Origin of the sequence: Bacillus sp. ATD, assembly GCF_050585765.1 — a bacterium.
Taxonomy (GTDB): Bacteria; Bacillota; Bacilli; order Bacillales; family Bacillaceae; genus Bacillus; species Bacillus stercoris.
The window spans coordinates 256,542-273,436 of the sequence record NZ_JBOBQH010000001.1; the positions used below are offsets into that span (position 1 = coordinate 256,542).

Consider the following 16,895-nt stretch of genomic DNA (forward strand, 5'->3'; position numbering starts at 1 on the left):
ATTAAATGACGATAATAGGATAAAATACTGATTTCCATTATAGAACAAACGTTCCTATATGACAACTGGAAAAAATGCCATTTTTAGAGGTGGGAAATTTGTTAAAAGGATTATATACAGCAACATCCGCAATGATTGCCCAGCAAAGAAGAACGGAAATGCTTTCAAATAACATTGCAAACGCAAATACATCAGGATATAAAGCTGATCAAGGCTCGATGCGAGCGTTCCCTGAGATGCTGCTCAGCAGAATTGAATCAAAATCTCCGGCCGGAACATCGAGGACGGAAATCGGTTCCGTGAATACGGGAGTGTACATGCAGGAGCTCAAGCCACTCCTTACACAGGGGAGCCTGAAGTCTACAGAACAGCCTACAGACATTGCATTGGTCGAAAATCAAGTTCCGATCAATGCGGAAACCAATGAAAACGCGGCTCTTTTTTATCCGGTTCAAACAGCGGATGGAATCCGTTATTCAAAAAGCAGCACATTTTCACTAAATGAGAATAATCAGCTGACGATCAACGGACGCCCTGTTTTATCGACGGATGGCCAGCCAATTACTGTTGATAATGAGAATTTCACTGTGTCTGAAAACGGTACTGTGACAACAAACGGACGGACAGCCGGCCAGATTGATGTCAGAATGGCGGAAGATGTCCGCAATCTGAAAAGGGACGGAAACGATTTGTACAGCACGGCGGACGGCAATGATCTGCCAAGCGCAGCTGGAAATAATCAAGTATCCTATTCATTAAAACAAGGCATCTCAGAGCTTTCAAACGTGGATGTGACGAGCGCCTATACAGAAATGACTGAAGCGTACAGATCGTTTGAGGCGAATCAGAAGGTTATTCAGGCTTACGATAAAAGTATGGATAAAGCAGCGAATGAAATCGGAAAAATTTAAGATAACGGAAGAAAAAAACGGGGGACATGAACCATGCTCAGGTCAATGCTAACAGCATCAACAACCTTAAACCAGCTGCAGCAGCAGATTGACACCATCAGCAGCAACCTTTCAAACAGCAACACAACCGGCTATAAGGCAAAAGATACGAATTTTTCTGAGCTTGTCAGACAGCAATTCGATCAGGTTGATGAAAAAAACGAGGAAGTGGCAAAAGCCCGAAAAACGCCGCCCGGCTTGCGCCTTGGCGTCGGAGCGATGATGAATTCACGCCTTGTCTCTGATCAAGGAAGCGTTCAGAAGACGGATCGTGATCTTGATATCGCGTTTACGTCACCATACCAATATCTTCAGGTGAATGTAAATGGAAACCGCCAGTATACGAGAGACGGAGCATTATATTTAACGCCTTCAGCCAATAATGCCAACCAGCTTCAGCTCGTTACTGGAAACGGGTATCCGGTTCTTGATGAAAACGGTAATACAGTGAACATCGACAGTTCAATGAAGAATATCACCATCAATAAGAACGGCACGTTAACCGCCTCTAACGGAAATGCGGTCCAGCGGTTTAACCTTGGGGTTGTCCAAGTGAATAACCCTCAAGAGCTGAAATCGGAAGGGAATAACCTTTTCTCTATTGATAATGCGGCAGCTTTTGAAGAGCTGAATGGCGCAAATAGACAAAACATTGGCATGCAGCAGGGCTCACTTGAGATGTCCAATGTCGATATTTCAGAACAAATGACAGATTTGATTACGTCCCAGCGTTCATATCAGCTGAACAGCAGAACGATCACAATGGGAGATCAAATGCTGGGTTTAATCAATTCAGTCAGATAATAAGAAAATGGGCGTTTTCACTCAGCCGCGCATGATAAAAAAAGCGGCTTTTTCGAAATCGTCCTTTTTTTTGTAGTATTCCGTAATATCTTCTAGCAGGACTTCTAAATCCACCCAGGCCTCGATTTTTTCTAATTCAATCACATATTCGAGCAGCTGCTCATAGGGATCTTCCGCTGATGTGTAGAGGGCTTCAAGCGTTTTTAATTTTAAATAAATGGTTTGAATGTCTACCTTTTCAGATAATTCTTTTCCTTTTTGAAGGACGGCTTTAGCTTCTGTGATGTTACCTGTTTTAAACAGCGCTCTGACAGACTCGTACACACAGTGCAGATACGAGACGGGAGAATTCGTTTCAAATTCTCGATTCCTTAATACTTTTTTAAAGTATTGAAGCGCTTCCTGGTCTTTTTTTTCGGTTGCTTTTAAAAAGCCAAGGTTATAATAAGCGTGGCATAGCAGGTTTTCGTCATGTAGTTGCTGGGTTTTGTTAATGATTTCTTTGAAAAGCTGTTCAGCTTTTTCATAGCGTTCTTGATCAATATAATTCACGGCAAGCAAAAGTTTACAGGTGATTACCTTTTTGATATAGCCGAATTGGTGCAAATAGATGTGTAATGCTTTTTTGACGTATTGGATGGAAAGCGGCGGTGATTTCATCAAGTAATAGGCGCCTGCGGTTTGATAATATAAATCAGCGGCTTCAAACGTATTTTGAATGGCGGCCAGGTACTGTTCAGCTTTTTTAAAATGATGTACTGCATGTTTCGGAGCTGTTTTTACCATTTCATATAATCCAGAGAAAAAATACAGATAGTACTTCAATTCATCATCCATTTTGTCTTCCAAGCCATATAGGTCATCGAACAATGAATCGAGTCCGTTCTGGTTTTCAAAAAGCAGCTGATGGCGGGCCTGAAACAATTGATAACGCATCCAAAGCTTTGTGTTCTTTTTGATCTTCGGAAGGTGCTGGTCAATTTTCTCTTTCAGTGTGCAAACGTGATTCATTTTGCGTTTGCTCATTGCGGAATACCACTCGTCTAACATGTTTAGCATTCTTTTTTCAATAAACTTCGAAATCATTTTCCTACCTCTTTGCTATTGGTAAAATCTATAATTATCATATCATAACTTTTGACGGCTCTCATTGACAGTTGGTTACATAGTTAGCGCAGTTGAAAAAGAGATTAATTCATAATATACTTTTCAGATGTACAGATTGGATCTTTGATGATTGCTATACATACTAATGCAGATGAAGGAGATGTCAAGACAATGCTTGATACTCAGCAAATTAAAGAAATAATTCCTCACCGTTATCCGTTTTTGCTTGTGGATCGGATTACGGAAGTTGAAGAGGGTAAACGGGCGAAAGGCTATAAAAATGTAACCGCAAATGAAGAGTTCTTTAACGGACATTTTCCTCAGTATCCGGTTATGCCCGGCGTATTAATCGTAGAAGCGCTTGCTCAAGTCGGAGCTGTTGCGATGCTGATTAAAGAAGAAAACCGCGGCAGACTGGCTTTTTTTGCAGGCATCGATAACTGCCGCTTTAAAAAACAAGTCAAGCCTGGTGACCAGCTTCACCTTGAGGTTGAAATCATTCGTGCCCGCGGCACAATCGGGCGCGGAAAAGGCGTTGCCACAGTTGATGGCGAGGTCGTTTGCGAAGTTGAACTGACTTTTGCCCTCGGAGAATAAATGAAAAAAGGCAGATGGCCAGCGGCACATTTGCCTTTTTCTTTACAAAAATAGAAAAGCAGGTGATTGTATGTGGAATGAATTTAAAGCCTTTGCCATGCGGGGAAATATCGTAGACCTAGCGATTGGTGTTGTGATAGGCGGCGCTTTCGGCAAGATTGTCACATCTCTAGTAAATGATATCATTATGCCTTTGGTCGGTTTGCTGCTGGGAGGGCTTGACTTCTCAGGCCTGTCGTTTACGTTTGGCGACGCTGTAGTGAAGTATGGCAGCTTTATACAGACGATTGTGAACTTCTTAATTATATCCTTCTCCATTTTTATCGTCATTCGGACTTTGAATGGGTTAAGGCGCAAAAAAGAAGCAGCAGAAGAAGAGGCAGCGGAGGAAGCTGCGGATGCGCAGGAGGAGCTGCTGAAAGAAATCAGAGACCTGCTGAAGCAGCAAACGAAGTCGCCGGAATAAAAAAGATGCCGTTAGAAACGGCGTCTTTTTTTATCTCTATTTTCATTTAGGTGCTCCTCAGTCCCGGGGGGCTTTCCGTTGTTTCAGCGAGATGAATGAGCATTGAGACTGAGGTGCCTGCATCCGGATTGCTGCTGATCATCAACTCGCTTCCGCAAAAATGTTTCAGCCGCTGATTGATATTCTTTAATCCGACGCTGCGATCAAAATCCGCAGATAAGAGATCTTTTTGTTTTTCCGGATGCATCCCCGCACCGTTATCCTCTACTTTAATGTAATACTCATTTTTGCTTTGTTTTTTAGCTGTCAGTTTGATCCATCCTCCGCCTCTTTTCTTGCTGACACCGTGAAGAACGGCATTTTCCACCAAGGGCTGAATCATTAAAGGCGGAAGGATAAAGTCAATGTCTTCATCTATATCGAAAAGAACCTCAAGCCGATTGCCGAATCGCGTCTTTTCTATAGAAAGATAGGAATTGATAATCGAAAGCTCATGTCTGAAGGAACTGATGGCAGATGTATTTTGAAAGTCAAAACTCATTCTCAAATAGTTGGTAAATTCCTCTGTTACCTCCCGGGCCTTTTCAATATCCAAATGAGTGAGAGAAATAATCGTGTTTAAGACATTATAAAGAAAATGAGGCTTGATTTGCGATTGGAGAAATGCCATTTCCATTCTTGTCGCTTGATTTGCTGTATATTTCATCATGATCAGGTTTTGAATACGCGCCATAAATTCAGAGTAATGATAAGGTTTTTGCAAAATATCATTCGCTCCGGCATGAAACGCCTTGTATTTGTCATGGCCGATAATGGCTGCTGTAATCATCAGAACCGGGAGATCGACCATGCTGAATCGTTCGCGAATTTTCATACAGACTTCAAAACCAGTCATATCTGGCATCATCAAGTCCAAAATAACCAAATCAAGCTTCGTGCAAGAGATGATTTCTAATGCTTCCTTTCCATTCTTCGCAGCAATCACATTGTAGGGCACACCTTCAAGCATATCACTCAAAATTTTTAAACTGTCAATATTATCATCGACTATCAGAATGGTTGGAGCGTCAATACGCTCAGAGTAATAAGGTGTGCTAAATGAGATATCCGACAGATCTTTCCTGGAATGCAATTCAGGAAGACGTTTCTTTGTTTCAGATACAGATTCATTTTGGGCGATTGGCAATGTGAAATGGAATGCCGAACCTTTTCCCTCTTTCGATTCGACCCAAATGTCTCCGTTTTGGAGCTGAACCAGCTGTTTGACAATGCTCAGGCCAAGACCGGCACCATCGTCTTTATTCGCTTCGGCTTGCTGAAAAGACTCAAAGATGGTTTGGCGATCAGCTTCTGAAATGCCGGTTCCCGTATCCATTACTGTCACTTTGATCATGCTGTCGTTCAGTCTTGAAGCAGAAAGTGTGATTTGGCCCTCTGTTGTATATTTGATTGCATTATCGACTAAATTGGTTAATATTTGGCGGAAGCGGTTTTCATCCGCGAGCACTAAAGGAAGATCGTCCGGGATATGATTCACCATATTCAAGTTTTTATGTCTAGATAAAAGATTGTAGAAATTCATTTCCGAACAAACTAAAGTATAAATATCAACAGGAACCGGGTGGATTTGAAGCATGCCCTGCTTTATTTTTTCTAAATCCAAGATGTCATTTACGAGATTGGACAGCCTGTAGCCCATGCGGATGACGAGCTGCATATTTTCCTTCTCTTCTTCTATTGTTCTTTTTCTTTTGCCGGCCAGCAGGGTCTGGCATATATTAATGATGCTGTTCAGCGGTGTTTTGAATTCATGTGATGTTTTGGCGATAAATTCATCTTTTAAACGGTCACTTTTGAGCAATTTCCACGATAGCACTTCATTTTCACGGAATGCCCCGGCGAATTGCTGTGCCATTAGCAGAACGATCGCCAGCAAAGCGATAACTGTTGGCAATGAATAAATCGAATTAAAGGAAAAGGCTGTTTTGCCGCTATAAGCTGATATGGTGGTTAAAATGACAAAAGCACTCATTGATATAGAGGCGATGGTCAGATACAGGCTTCCTTCCATTTTGCGGATCGCAGCAATCGTAAAAATATATGTAATATAAACCAGAGTCGAGACGGCTAGCACAGAATGTAAGATGTACGAGGTATGGCCGATAAAACCGACGGTTAAAAAATCTGTGACTAAGACCAGTCCGGAAGAAACGGTGGCTATGCGAATAAAACGCTTTGAAACAATCTCTCTGTAAGCAAAATAGAGATAAAGAAAAACCGCAATGCTGACAAACACTGTAGAGATGGCCCTCAATGAATTTAGCAATGAAAATGAGATTGACGGATAAAGGAGAAATATAATCCGCTCTTTTCCGATCATCAGAATAATGAACGAAAACAGAAGACACATAACAGAAAAAAACAACAAATGTTTATCTCTTTTTCTTTGCAGGAAAAAGCCTAGAAAATATAATCCGGTAATGAAAAAAGCTGTAATCATGATCGTATCATTAAGAAAGGAAATTTTGTTTTCCCGCACTATTTGGTCCTGAGTGCCAAAAGTAATTGGCTTTGCGATTCCCCATCCCGGCGTTTTTCCGAAGTTCGAAAATTGTACGACAAGTTCATTGTCACCCTTGTGAAGCGTAAAAAAGCTCGTATATGGGCGGTTTTGTGCCGCGAAATCAGGATTATCTGAAGGACTTCCGCTTTGGCCAATGCGTTGTCCATTAAAATAGATGCGATTGGCGCTGTAAATAAACGACGTGCTGATCCCAAATACCTGATGGTCTTGCTTTGATCTTATGGTTAGCTTATATGTTCCGTAATCTACATTCATACCTTGTTTGGACAGCTTTACATTGCTGGGAACATCAACGAAGAGAGGATCTTTTCCTTTTGCTGTAGCGATCTCTTTTGGTGACAGAAACTGATTTGGATACAATGCCCATTTTCCGTTCAGCTGTACATTCCCATCCTTCTGAAAATCCCAATTCTCTAAGTTCATGACCCCATGCCTTGCCTCAGGAAGCGTTGACCCGGAAGAATAGTCAATGGCAATGAAAACCATAAAGAATGCAGCGTAACCGAAAATAATCGCAGTAAAGATGAATTTCTCTTTCATATCATGGCTCCTTTATTCAAATAGGATCAGATCATTCTAAATTCCTATTTTTTTATAAATATTGTAAGTGCAAAATTTCAAAAACTACAATAGAAAGAAAAAGAATCCAGATAAAGGGGTTATTTGTCATGATATAATAGAAGTTATTTACTGATATCTCGATTTTACATATAGGGTGGGATGTTTTGTGAAGGCGTTAATTGTTGATGATGAGCACTTGGCATTGCTTCATTTTAAGAAAATGCTTGAACGAACAAACGCCTTTCAATCTATTATGGCGTATCAAGATCCGGTTGAAGCCTTGGAGCATCCTGAGACTCCTGCTGTAGATGCGGTGTTTCTTGATATAGAAATGCCGGGGGTAAATGGCATTGAGCTTGCTGAGGCCATTCAATCGATGAATGAAAACATCCAAGTCGTTTTCATCACGGCTTATAATGAGTTTGCTATCAAAGCGTTTGAGCTGAATGCCATTGATTATTTGCTGAAGCCTGTCGTATACAAGCGGCTTGAGACTACTGTTGAACGAATCAAAACGAATCATATGCTCAGACAAAATGCAGAAAATACCGAGGCGCATTTTTCGATCCAATGCTTTGGAAGCCTGCAGTTTCATCAAATCTTAAAGGGTGCCAAAACAAACATTCCAGTCAAGTGGAGAACGTCGAAAGCACGTGAAATATACTTATTTTTACTTCACAATCATGGCCGTGTGGTCAGTAAAGACATGCTGATCGATCTTTTTTGGCCTCATTATGATATTTCAAAAGCAAGCACCCAGCTTTACTCGACCATTTATCAAATACGAAAATTATTCAGCCAGATCCCTTTCAGCCAAACAATCGAGAAGACTGATACTGGATATATTCTTCGGCTTTCAGGCGCAAAAATCGATGTTGTGGAATGGGAAAAATCACTAAAAGGGGCGCCTCCGCTCAATGAAGCTACATTACATCTGCACATGGATATTTTCATGTCCTATCAAAATCATTATCTAATGGAGCACGGCTATCTTTGGGCAGAACCGGAAAAGGCGCGTCTTTCCCAGCTTTGGCTTGGAAAGGCCTATGAACTGATCGATTATCATATTCAGGAAATGAACGATCATCAAGCGATGGACGTTTGCCTGCAAGCTGAGAAAATTGAGCCTTGCGATCATAAAATTATGCAATACAAGCTGCAGCTATTCAACAAAAACGGGAAGGTAGAAGAGGCGATAAAAGAATATCAGCGTTACAAACAAATGAAGGATCAAATTAATTAAAGAACTCCAAACCAGTATGTGTCGATTGCCTTTCGATGCACACTGGTTTTTTTGTGCATGTCAGCTAAAGGGAAGGCCCTCGCCATATGTCTCCTGGTTGAATCTTCAACTCTCCAATTCACTTCAATCATACATGATTTTTGAGTTGTACAGAAATTGTATAGTTCCATTTCATACAATGTAGTTTGGTTCGGATGGCAAATCTTAGTTTTGGAGCACATTCGGTATTAGCAGTTCATTGTGGGGGATGAGACATGATTTTATGGTCTCGCGGATCAATCGGCAAGTGAAAAATAGATAGGAGAGGGAGGAATGAAAAGTTGAGAACGAGGAGTTTTCCCTTAGGGCTGAAAAAAAGCGGGCGGATCGTTATGATCATAAGCCTTGCCATCTTTTTCTTCTTCAGCCAGATCGCCAGCTATACTCTTACAGCACAGGCTGTAGACGTAACGCCAAGTGACAGTCAATTCTTCGATTCGGTAACAGTTAAGGACGCCAAGGGCCGGATTGTTGACGGATCAAAAGGAAGCGAACCGGCACTAACACCGGGGGACGACGTGACACTGACATATGAATGGTCATTGAAAAAAGACAAAAAAGCAGATAGCGAACAGGATATCAATGTGGAGATACCTAAAAGCTTTACATTTGATAAAAGTGCAGAAGGTGAGATCAAATCTGCTGATCAGGTCATCGGCAGCTATCAAGTGCCGGCGGGCAGCAGCACCATGACGGTAAAATTAACAACTGCAGCCGGGGATTCTCTTGATGCCAAGGGGACCATTACACTGCCAGCTAAGTTTACTGCAGATGTAAAAGACGATGAACATACAGCAGCAGCCCTTTTTCAGTTAGGAGGAGGCATAACCCAGCAGGTGATCATCCCTGTTAAGAAAGAGGAGACACCAGATGGCGAGGCGGAAGAGCCAAAAAACGACTCTTCTGATACTGCGGGTGATCAGGAAGGGAAAGATGACAAATCTGCACCTTCAGTCAGCAAGGAGCAAAAAGAGGAAGAACAGCAGCCATCAGCGGATTCTAAGAGAGGCGAATCCTCTAAGAGTGATGACTCAAAAAAAGTGTCAACCTCAAGTCAAACAGCTTTCAAAAGCTTGCAAACTGAAGAAAAACAAATCACGCAAAATATTTTAACCGGCGTGACATTGACGGATGCAAACGGAGAGCCATATGACAAGGGCAATCGCGCCAATACGAATTCTCCGGTGAAAATTTCAATTGATTGGGCTATTCCCGACGATTTAGGAAAAACAATCAATGCCGGCGATAAATATGAATTTGATTTGCCTAAAGAATTTATTATGCATAATGACCTTGTGAACCTGCCTTTAAGTGCCGGAGACACCACCTACGGGACATTTTCTATTGATACGAACGGACATGTGGTGATGACATTTAACGGCGAGATAAAAGAAAGTTCTCATGTCAAAGGTACTCTGGTTATCAATACGCAGTTCAACGAGAAAAAAATTACGGGTTCGACAACACAAAAGATTCCATTCCCTGTGAATGCCGATACGCCTGAAACAACAGTTTATTTTAAACCCAATGTGAGTAAAACCGTTGATAAATCTGGTGTGCTGGATAAAGGCATCAACCCTGGTAAAGTAACATGGACGGTCGATGTCAATAAAAAGTTGGATCAAGTCAAAAATGCCAAACTCACGGAAAGCCTTCCAGATGGCGTAATCTACCGTTCAGTTAAAGTGTATGAACTCAATGTGAACATTGATGGTTCTGTCAGCAGAGGAAATGAAGTTTCTTCCGGCTACAGTGTTGATTCAAAAGGAAATGTCACATTTGACGGGACAATTGATTCAGCCTACCGCCTTGTATACGAAACCGACATTGACAATAGTGCGAAGCCGAGTGAAGGCGGAAATATAACGCTGACGAACAAGGCAGCATTCAGCGGAGATCAACTGGAGCCTATTTCTGCAGAAGCCACTGTTGCAGCCAAATATGGAAAAATGATTGCGAAATCATCAACAGGCTATGATGGAGAATCTCAAACATTCAGCTGGGCTCTTGCATATAACTACGGTGAGAAACAGATCGACCAATCCAAGGCCAGCATTAAAGATTCTTTTGGAACTGGCGATTTGCATCTTGTAAAAGATTCCTTGAAGGTTGTTCCTATTACCTTTGGACAGAATGGCAGCGAGCAAGCGGGAACGCCTTTAAAGGAAGGCGCAGACTACACGCTGATCGATAATGGAAACGGATTTGAAATCAAATTTAATAAAACCATTACCAGCGCTTACAAAATCACATATCAAACAAAGGTCAACAGCGGAGTGATCATTGATAAATCTACAACATACACCAATAGCGTGGTGACCGGAACAGGGGATTCAAAAGAAGCTTCCGGAATAGCCATTCAGCAGAATCTCATCAAAGGATATTCAAACGTAGATTATGAAAAGAAGACGGTTGATTGGACGATTACCGTTAATAAAAATAAATACTTGATGAACAATTGGACTTTGGATGATCAATTTGAAAGCGGCGGAATGGTTCTGCTTGATGAATCGCTCAAGCTTCAAGACATAACGAACAACAAAACATTGCAGAAAGACAAAGACTACACGTTAACAAAAAAACCGGATCATAAAGGCTTTACTTTGGCATTGATCGGGGATTATGCAAAAACAGACAGTCAATTTAAGATCACTTATACGACAACATTCAATGCCGATTATTCTAACGAAAGCGTTAAGAATACAGCTCAGTCGACATGGACTGATCAAAACGGCAATGAGCGCACGAATAAAGTATCAAGCGGTTTTACGCCGAATCACCAGACTTCAAATAATGGGTTTAAAAACGGTTCATACAACGCGGTTTCAAAGGAAATCACGTGGAAAATCGGCGTCAACTATAACGGCGAGCCGACGAAAAATCCTTATATCAAAGATGCTATAACAGATCCTCAGCAATTTGTGCCGGGTTCCGTTGTCGTTAAGAGTTATACGATCAATAAAAACGGCTCGATCACAGAAGGAGATGCGCTTGATCCTTCCAAGTATGATGTCGAAGAGCCTGCTGCGAATAATGAACGCACTCTGACGGTACATCTTAAAACAGGCGATTCTGTACCATATCTGATTGAGTTTAAGACATCACTCAAAGGACAGGTCATTGATCAGAATCAGTACACAAACAAGGCAACCTACTATAATGACGGCTATGCAGACCGTACGTTGACGGGCTCTGTTTCAGTTACGAACGGAGGAAGCCTGGTTTTCAAAGGCGGCAAACAAAATGGAAACTACATCGATTGGAACATCAATGTCAACTCCAGCCAATCAACGCTGGATGATGTAAAAGTCACAGACACGCCGGATGAAAATCAAATTTTAGATGCAGATTCTTTTAAAGTATATCAAGCAAAATATGATGAAAACGGAGTGGTCAAAGACAGCAGCGGAAATCTGACCGCGGGCGATCTTGAGCTTCAAAAAGACAAGGATTACACGTTAGACATCAAAACGGACAATACAACAGGTGAACAATCATTTGTCCTGACATTTATAGGCGGCTATAAACAAATTGACCGTGCCTATGTGATCAAATACCGGTCTCTGATTAACATAGCCGGCACGAGCGGCCATGTTAAAAATAAGGTGTCCATTTCAGGAACTAATGTGAAGGAGCAGACTCAAGAAAACAGCAGCTCGATCTTTGTTGCTATTTCAAGCGGTGACGGTTCCGGATCTGGAGAAAAAGGAAGCCTGACGATTTTTAAGACTGGAGAGGACGATAAAGCTCTAGAAGGAGCAGAATTCCAGTTATGGTCTGAGGACTCCAAACAGCTCCTCCGCACTGGCACGACGGATGCCGGCGGGAAGCTTGCATTTGGAAATATTCGCTATGGTTCCTATGTATTAAAAGAAGTAAAAGCGCCTGACGGATATACCATCAGTGATGCTTATGCAAAAGGAGTCTCTGTGAAAATAGACAGCAACTCCTCCAAGAATGGAGTGCTGTACAAAGTCGTAAATCAACAGAACAAGGTGACGCTTATCAAACAAGACGAACAAAACAATCCTTTGGCAGGTGCTGTTTTCAAGCTGGAGAAAAAGTCAAATGACGGCACCTATACTCTCATACGAACAGATATCAAATCGGATAAAAACGGAAAAGTAGAAATGAACGGTTTGCCGGCGGGCTACTATCGCTTGACAGAAACACAAGCTCCTGCAGGCTTTATCGTAAATACAAAAGCGATTCACTTCTCAATCGCAAAGAATGAAAAGAATCAAGTGTCTGACGTTAACTTGGGGAAAATGACCAACTACCAAGGGAAAGTCTCATTGACGAAGGAAAATGCTGAAGGCCAGAAACTTGAAGGCGCAGTATTCAACATTGTCGATCAAGATGGAAAGGTCGTTCAAGAGAAGCTGACTTCAGATAAGGAAGGAAAAATTGAGGCTTCGGGCCTTGCGCCGGGACGCTACGCCTTTGTGGAAACAAAAGCGCCAGCGGGTTATGTGCTGAATACAAAGAAAAAAGAATTTACCATCTCAGAATCTGCAGCAGGAAAACCTGAAGCCGCAGATGCCGGAATCGTCGTTAACGATAAAGGCTCTGTTGAGCTGACGAAGGAAGATGCCGATGGCAAGAAGCTTGAAGGAGCCGTCTTTAAAATTATCGATAAGGAAGGCAATACGGTTCAAGAAGGACTGACCTCGGATAAAAACGGGAAAGTCGCAGCTTCAGGCCTTGCACCGGGACGCTACGCTTTTGTTGAAACGAAAGCGCCAGCGGGCTATGTGCTGAATACAGAGAAAATGGAGTTTGAGATCTCTGATTCCTCTGAAGGAAAGCCTGAAGCTACAGATGCCGGAATCGCCATTAACCATAAAGGCTCCGTTGAGTTGACGAAGGAAAATGCTGAAGGCAAGAAGCTTGAAGGTGCAGTTTTCAACATTGTCGACGAAAAAGGAAATACGGTTCAAGAAGAGCTGACTTCCGATAAAGACGGAAAAGTGAAGGCTACGGGTCTTGCGCCGGGACGCTATGCCTTTGTGGAAACGAAAGCGCCAGCCGGTTATGTGCTGAACACGGAGAAAAAAGAGTTTATCATTTCTGAATCAGCCGCAGGAAAGCCAAAATCCGCAGATGCCGGAATCGTCGTGAACTATCAAGGATCGGTTCAGCTGACGAAGGAAGACCAAGATGGAAAAGGCTTAGCAGGTGCGGTATTCAAAATCACGGACAGCGATGGGAACACTGTGAGAGACGATCTAGTCTCAAAAGAAGGCGGTAAAATTGAAGTTGACGGGTTTGCGCCGGGAAGCTATCAATTTGTTGAAAAACAGGCGCCAGATGGATATCTTTTATCCGAAAAACCAGTGTCATTCACCATTAAAGCAGAATATGGCGGCAAACCTGAGCAAGTGAAAGTGACAGCGGTTAATACAAAGAACCTTGTCGTTCTCACCAAAGTGGATCAGCATGATAAAAATAAAGTTCTGCAAGGCGCGGAGTTCAATTTGGCAGATGCCAACGGCAAAGTGCTGAAGTCCGGTTTGGTTACCGATGACAAAGGACAAATCACGGTGCACGGCCTTAAAGCTGGCGAATATCAGTTTGTTGAAACAAAAGCGCCTAAAGATTATGAGTTGAACCAAACTCCTATATCGTTCAAGATCACAAACACAGACACGAAAACAGTCGAAATCACCGCGGAAAACATATTGGCACTAGGTGACGTAAATGTGAAAAAAGTGGATCAAGATGATAAAAATACCGTTTTGGAAGGCGCTGAATTCAAGTTATTGGATGAAAGCGGCAAGCCTGTAAAAACTGACGGATATGGAAAAGAGCTTTCTGAACTCTGGAAAACGGATCACGATGGACAGTTCACTGTAAAAGGCCTTGCGCCTGGAAGCTATCAGTTGATTGAAACAAAGGCTCCCGAAGGTTACAAACTTGATGAAACACCGATTGAATTCACAATTGAAAAAGGACAGTCAAAAGCTGTTGAGATCGTTGTTTCTAATCAAAAAGTGAAAACACCAACGCCAGATAAACATGATCATCCTGATAAACCTACACCGGGCGGAAATGGTAAAGATGATGGAGATCATTCGAAAACCAATGGTACAGCTGGCAGCTCGGATGGTCAGACGAACACAGACAACACTCTTCCAAAAACCGGAGATACAGACAGCATGCTGACGGCCATGATTGGCATCCTGCTGCTTATGGCAGGCGGAGGCTTAGCTGTTGCCTCAAGAAAGAAACAAAGAAAAGGATAAATAGGAAGGCACCTGATCATTGAAGAACCGATCAGGTGCTTTTTTAAAAGTGAAACTGACACGGCGCATTTTTAGAAGGAAGCATAAGAAAGGGTTTTTTGCATGTACAAAAAAATGATCATTACGGTGTTCATTCTTTTAGGACTGCTGCTGATCTCTTCTCCTTATATCAAAGGAGGAATCATAGCCTATCTTAGCAAAAGCCAAAGTGAGTCGGCCTTAACTGTGGAGCAGCTGAAAAAAAATAATGAGAGAGAAGCGGAATTTGAATTTGATTCAATCGAACCGCCTGAGTTGATGGATGCCATAAAGGCCGGCTTTGAACACGATCAAAAAGCGGTTATTGGACGGATAACGATTAAAAGCGTCGATCTGGAGCTTCCGATCGTAAAAGGAACAACCAACGAAAATCTATTGATAGGGGCGGCAACAATGCGCCCGGATCAAAAAATGGGCGAGGGAAATTATCCGTTGGCAGGCCATCATTTGAAGCAAAAGAGTCTTCTGTTCGGGCCTCTGGAAAACGTAAAAACAGGTGCCCAAATTGTTATCACGGATTTTAAAAAAGATTATATCTATTCTGTGACATCTAAAGACATCATATCGGAAATGGATGCAGATGTAATTGAGGAGACAAACAAAAAGGAGATTACGTTAATCACATGTGACAAGGCGGTCAAAACCGAAGGGCGCCTCGTTGTGAAAGGGGAATTGGTTGATTCTTTTGGCCATACCAATTAATTATGCAAGAGTGAAAAAAAGCTGCCGTTTTAGAACGGCGGCTTTTTCGCTTCTTTTTTATATTTTTTGCTTAAATGCCTCAATAAGTTTTGTTCCTGTATAGCCCTCTTTTACAAGGGATTCGAGTATGGTCTCAGTGCCCTGCTGTTTTCTTGTGACCATTTGTCCGTAGAGTAAAACCTGTATGCTTTCTTCCAGCTTGACGATATTTTTCACTGCTGCTGTCAGCTGGGCGGGGCGATTGCTTTTTTTCGTAATCGTTACAAATACTTTGGCTTCAGATTGGCTGTTTTGAAGCTGTTCAAAAAAAGATAGATGTTCTTTCTGTACAAGCGCTTCAATCAGCCAGTGATTTTCACCGTCTTCTTTATTGATAATCAGTCCGTCAATAAGAGGAAACTGTTCAATTGATTGTTCTTCCTTGTCCACTCGTTCCACATTCAGGTCAACCAGTTTAAAGGTTTTCATTTCTTCTCACCCCGATTACTTCCAAAGATTTCTTGCCTTCCATTATAACATAAACGTTTTCGAGGAAAAAATGCTGCAATGCTGGGGCTAAAGAATTTTGTATGAGTGAAACATTTAATAATTTCTATTTTTTCATTATACTGTAACTGACTATGGATTACGGAGAGATGTGGTATGAATCAATTTCGTTTAAAGGAAATTTATATTGACGGCGCTCCTTCTGAAAACCATTTGATTCAAAAGGAAGTAACATATATGTTAAGCCGTAAGGAAGTGTTTGAGGTCCATCTGAACAAAAAAGGAAGGATAAGTTTTTTATACGAAACACAAGATGGCATGGAGCAGTATAAAATCAAGCTGTCAATGCCGGAAAAAAAGTTGAGCTTTCAGTGGTTTGCGTGGGATGGTTCTTCCTATGTGCGCATGAATACGCAAAATTGGCTGACGAAGCAAATCTTTTTCCGTTTTTTAAAAAGTACATATTTCTTTAAAGGGAAAAAGCAAAAGATGTTTTTAGCTGAAGGGAAAATGAAAACGAAAGATAAAAACAGAGGCTGAAAGCCATTTTTAAGCGTTTTTCTTTTCTTGTTGCATCATTTACAATACATACAACCGCAAGGAGAGGAGGAATCGCATGTTCAATCAGGTCATGCTTGTCGGACGTCTTACAAAAGATCCCGAGCTTCGCTACACTTCCGCCGGTGCGGCAGTCGCCCACGTTACGCTCGCGGTGAACCGCAGCTTCAAAAATGCTTCAGGTGAAATCGAAGCTGATTACGTCAATTGCACACTTTGGAGAAAGACAGCTGAAAACACCGCGTTGTATTGCCAAAAAGGTTCTCTTGTCGGCGTAAGCGGACGGATTCAGACAAGAAGCTATGAAAACGCAGAAGGGGTTAACGTGTATGTAACAGAAGTATTGGCTGACACTGTTCGTTTTATGGACCCTAAACCCCGGGAAAAAGCTGCTGATTGACAACCCCCGCTCCTCCCGTTTTCTATCCATTCACTCATTCGGATCTCCGCATCATCCCCTCAAAAATGACCAGTCGACCAGACTGGTTCTTTCTTTTTGTTTACTTAGGAAAAA

12 protein-coding genes and 1 pseudogene are annotated in these 16,895 nt (G+C 42.0%); 9 read left to right on the forward strand and 4 right to left on the reverse strand.

Annotated elements, in window-relative coordinates:
- The first annotated feature begins 98 nt into the window (after positions 1-98).
- Positions 99-911, forward strand: coding sequence for a flagellar hook-basal body complex protein FlhO (gene flhO, locus ACQXR1_RS01335; RefSeq protein ID WP_014665667.1), 813 nt, complete (start codon positions 99-101; stop codon positions 909-911).
- Positions 912-944: 33 nt separating this feature from the next.
- Positions 945-1,754, forward strand: coding sequence for a flagellar hook-basal body complex protein FlhP (gene flhP / locus ACQXR1_RS01340; RefSeq protein ID WP_069150466.1), 810 nt, complete (start codon positions 945-947; stop codon positions 1,752-1,754).
- 21 nt (positions 1,755-1,775) lie between these two features.
- On the opposite strand, the gene rapD is transcribed toward flhP, so the two are convergent.
- Positions 1,776-2,840 (reverse strand): aspartate phosphatase RapD, encoded by a 1,065-nt coding sequence (gene rapD, locus ACQXR1_RS01345; RefSeq protein WP_430771588.1) that lies wholly within the window; start codon positions 2,838-2,840, stop codon positions 1,776-1,778.
- Between the two features lie 192 nt (positions 2,841-3,032).
- Between rapD and fabZ the strand changes: the two genes are divergently transcribed.
- Both fabZ and mscL read left to right on the forward strand, forming a co-directional pair.
- On the forward strand, positions 3,033-3,458 hold the full coding sequence (gene fabZ, locus ACQXR1_RS01350; protein WP_003221796.1) for a 3-hydroxyacyl-ACP dehydratase FabZ: 426 nt from the start codon (positions 3,033-3,035) through the stop codon (positions 3,456-3,458).
- Between the two features lie 70 nt (positions 3,459-3,528).
- Positions 3,529-3,924 carry a large conductance mechanosensitive channel protein MscL gene (gene mscL / locus ACQXR1_RS01355; RefSeq protein WP_014665664.1) on the forward strand — a complete coding sequence of 132 codons (396 nt, stop codon included), beginning with the start codon at positions 3,529-3,531 and terminating at the stop codon, positions 3,922-3,924.
- A 46-nt stretch (positions 3,925-3,970) separates the two neighbouring features.
- Here the strand turns inward: mscL and ACQXR1_RS01360 are convergent, their stop codons facing one another.
- Together ACQXR1_RS01360 and ACQXR1_RS01365 are read right to left on the reverse strand one after the other, a co-directional pair.
- On the reverse strand, positions 3,971-4,933 hold the full coding sequence (locus ACQXR1_RS01360) for a histidine kinase (RefSeq protein WP_326274895.1): 963 nt from the start codon (positions 4,931-4,933) through the stop codon (positions 3,971-3,973).
- A 177-nt stretch (positions 4,934-5,110) separates the two neighbouring features.
- Positions 5,111-7,048 (reverse strand): annotated as a pseudogene (locus ACQXR1_RS01365) (sensor histidine kinase); the annotation flags it as partial.
- A gap of 187 nt (positions 7,049-7,235) precedes the next feature.
- On the opposite strand from ACQXR1_RS01365, the gene ACQXR1_RS01370 reads away from it, so the two are divergent.
- The 3 genes from ACQXR1_RS01370 to ACQXR1_RS01380 all read left to right on the forward strand — a co-directional run bounded on the left by ACQXR1_RS01370 (position 7,236) and on the right by ACQXR1_RS01380 (position 15,337).
- Positions 7,236-8,312, forward strand: coding sequence for a response regulator (locus tag ACQXR1_RS01370; protein WP_430771590.1), 1,077 nt, complete (start codon positions 7,236-7,238; stop codon positions 8,310-8,312).
- A gap of 320 nt (positions 8,313-8,632) precedes the next feature.
- Positions 8,633-14,596, forward strand: a complete 5,964-nt coding sequence (locus tag ACQXR1_RS01375; RefSeq protein ID WP_430771592.1) for a SpaA isopeptide-forming pilin-related protein — start codon at positions 8,633-8,635, stop codon at positions 14,594-14,596.
- A gap of 102 nt (positions 14,597-14,698) precedes the next feature.
- Positions 14,699-15,337: a class A sortase gene (locus ACQXR1_RS01380; protein ID WP_040081584.1), complete on the forward strand. Its 639-nt coding sequence runs from the start codon at positions 14,699-14,701 to the stop codon at positions 15,335-15,337.
- Between the two features lie 57 nt (positions 15,338-15,394).
- On the opposite strand, the gene ACQXR1_RS01385 is transcribed toward ACQXR1_RS01380, so the two are convergent.
- The gene (locus ACQXR1_RS01385) at positions 15,395-15,805 is read right to left on the reverse strand and encodes a YwpF-like family protein (protein ID WP_014665659.1); all 411 of its coding nucleotides are present in this window, start codon (positions 15,803-15,805) and stop codon (positions 15,395-15,397) included.
- A gap of 174 nt (positions 15,806-15,979) precedes the next feature.
- Here ACQXR1_RS01385 and ywpG point away from each other — a divergent pair, with 174 nt between their 5' ends.
- Positions 15,980-16,363, forward strand: a complete 384-nt coding sequence (ywpG, locus tag ACQXR1_RS01390; protein WP_014665658.1) for a DynA interaction protein YwpG — start codon at positions 15,980-15,982, stop codon at positions 16,361-16,363.
- 76 nt (positions 16,364-16,439) lie between these two features.
- On the forward strand, positions 16,440-16,781 hold the full coding sequence (gene ssbB, locus ACQXR1_RS01395; protein WP_014665657.1) for a single-stranded DNA-binding protein SsbB: 342 nt from the start codon (positions 16,440-16,442) through the stop codon (positions 16,779-16,781).
- Positions 16,782-16,895 lie beyond the last annotated feature (114 nt).